Raw genomic sequence first — 2,319 nt, 5'->3', positions numbered from 1 at the left:
AGCATCTTGAATACCGCTATTTTCTTCCATTCAAAATGAGAAAATGTGCTCATTTTCGTGGCTTTTGGACACTAGAAATTCAACTAGCACCATGGGTAAGTATCTATTTGAGGTGGAAACGTTATACTCTATTAGAGGAAGAATTAGGTTGACTTGTTTCTATGATAGCACGAAGGGAGTAACGGTATTAGCTGAAAGATACTATTTAATAAAGATAAAATAAATGGGATGAAGAGCGAATGTATCATGATAAAGAGAAGCTTCATTGGGCCGTTACGAGAACGCTCTTCACCCTTCAAAATAGAAAAGGTGAGGAAGAACATATATATTTGGTACATAGAATGTGGATGGCGGGGCACTAAAAAGAGATTCATTCACGATGTCTATCATATCGTATGTTCATCACTCACGTTTAATATGCCTTTTTTGGTCTTTTATACCCAATCGATGAATATACATTAGTAATTATTTTTTATTAGAGATAAATTTAATATAGGTACATAAAATCTGCGTTTATTTTCCATTTCAGGGAATAAATCGTTTGTCTCTTTTATAGGTGACGTATGTAATACACGTTAAACCTGAGACAACAGTTACTTGAGCTGGAAGAATTGGAGAAGGGGAAATTGGAATGGATAAAATATTTACAACCCATGTGAGTCTTGTGGATGGAAAAGTACATATACTTCGAATGAACTTGGACAGCTTTTTAGATAAAGTAGTTGCTTCAGATGGAAGTTTTAAGAACAGTTTGATATGTTTTGATGATATTCTAATTAATCCAGAACATATTGTTTCTGTGCAACAAGTTGTTGCCGTTAAGCCTGGTAGAACAAGGAGTACAGTGTATTAAATTATCCCTTATGCATCCGTTTGGGTGCTTTTCTTACGATTAGTCAACCTATATTTTTAGATTTTTAATGGACTGGATATCACAAAATATAGGTATCCATTTTTATGCATGCCAAATACCCCTAACATGGATTTATTTTTTTACTAGGGGCGGATATGGTATGATGAATGAAACTAGGATGTTAGGCTGCTAACCGATAATCATAGTGTATATTGTGTGTAATAAGGTGAAGGAGAAGTTTCAATAACTTATTTACAAATGCAATGGACGCAACTTTATGACATTTGTTATAGGGTTGCGTTTTTAATTTATCGTAGTACTCTATAATGTGATTTCGTCCATAACGCCGTAGTTTAATCATATTTTGGATGATTAGGAAAAGTAATTTTCGTAAATGTTTATTTCCACGTTTATTAATTTTATCTTTATAAAAAGTTTTACCTAATTGAAAGCGACGTATATCAATACCGGCATAGGCATTCAATTGCTTGTTATTCGCAAAACGAGTTATATCTCCTATTTCAGCCATTAAGCGTACAGCTGTATTTGGTCCAATTCCAGGAAGACTTAGAATGATACTATACTCTGCACGTTGTTCGGCTATAAATACCATTTTGTTAATACAACATTCCTTTTGTTGAAGTAGTTCTTGATAACGTTTTGGGTATGCTTTAAGTTGATCACACAAGACATCATTTTGAGAAACAGCTGGATAGGAATTTTTCGCTATTTCAAGTATTTGAATGGCTTTTTTCTCTGCCATAATATTTGATATTTTTTTATTGGTATTAGCACGAATACGATTTTTTATAATCGTTTTAGAAAGACTTAAAACACAATCTGGATGGGGGAATAATTGAACAAAATTTAAAAACAAATCAGATTTACTCGTGAACATTTTTTCTAATTCAGGAAATGTTAATTGAATGACTTTATGCATACGACTACGAATCACTGATAATTCTCCATCTAGTTCGCTATAGAATCTCGAAAGAGATTTTAACTGGTGGAATATGTGATTCGTTCCATGAGATACCCTTCGGGTAGCTGTAAAGTGGGTAAGAGCTAGGCGCTGTGCATCACTTCGGTCTGTTTTATGAATCCGTAAGGAATCACATTGTAGTTTTGCTTCTAAGGGATTTAATAGACAATATGGATACTGATTATCTTGCATAAATCGTTCTAGCTGTCTGGAATAGATCCCTGTTGCTTCGAACACAATTTCAGGTGATTCACCAGTCTCATCTGTAAGCTTATGTATCTTTTCTTGTAACTTTTCAAAATCAGGCTTAGAATGCTTGATTTCGCTTTCGAATACACATTGTTTTTGTGCATTATAAATTACCATATAACTTTTACCCATACTGACATCAAATGCAATTACGTGTTTCATATAGTTCCTCCTCAGGTGGAATTGAAGTCTTCAACTTACACTTATCGATTCCCATTTCTTATACACGATCTCG

The 2,319-nt window shown here is 33.8% G+C and carries 2 protein-coding genes; one reads left to right on the top strand and one right to left on the bottom strand.

Going from position 1 to position 2,319, the window contains the following annotated elements; all coding sequences use genetic code 11:
- The first annotated feature begins 631 nt into the window (after nt 1-631).
- The gene (locus AB3X49_RS21635) at nt 632-853 is read left to right on the top strand and encodes a hypothetical protein (RefSeq protein WP_367964658.1); all 222 of its coding nucleotides are present in this window, start codon (nt 632-634) and stop codon (nt 851-853) included.
- Between the two features lie 181 nt (nt 854-1,034).
- On the opposite strand, the gene AB3X49_RS21630 is transcribed toward AB3X49_RS21635, so the two are convergent.
- A complete protein-coding gene (locus AB3X49_RS21630; RefSeq protein WP_367964656.1) occupies nt 1,035-2,246 on the bottom strand; it encodes an IS110 family RNA-guided transposase in 1,212 nt (403 codons plus the stop codon).
- Between the last annotated feature and the right edge of the window lie 73 nt (nt 2,247-2,319).

Origin of the sequence: Bacillus sp. C30 (genome assembly GCF_040838255.1) — a bacterium.
In the GTDB taxonomy this organism is placed as follows: Bacteria; Bacillota; Bacilli; order Bacillales; family Bacillaceae_G; genus Bacillus_A; species Bacillus_A mycoides.
Note: the sequence above shows the minus strand (reverse complement) of the source record. Positions and strands in the feature narration are given on the sequence as shown.

Bases quoted from the DNA above. Each gene is read 5' to 3' on its own strand.
- AB3X49_RS21635 (WP_367964658.1), top strand. From the start codon at position 632: ATGGATAAAATATTTACAACCCATGTGAGTCTTGTGGATGGAAAAGTA.
- AB3X49_RS21630 (WP_367964656.1), bottom strand. From the start codon at position 2,246: ATGAAACACGTAATTGCATTTGATGTCAGTATGGGTAAAAGTTATATG.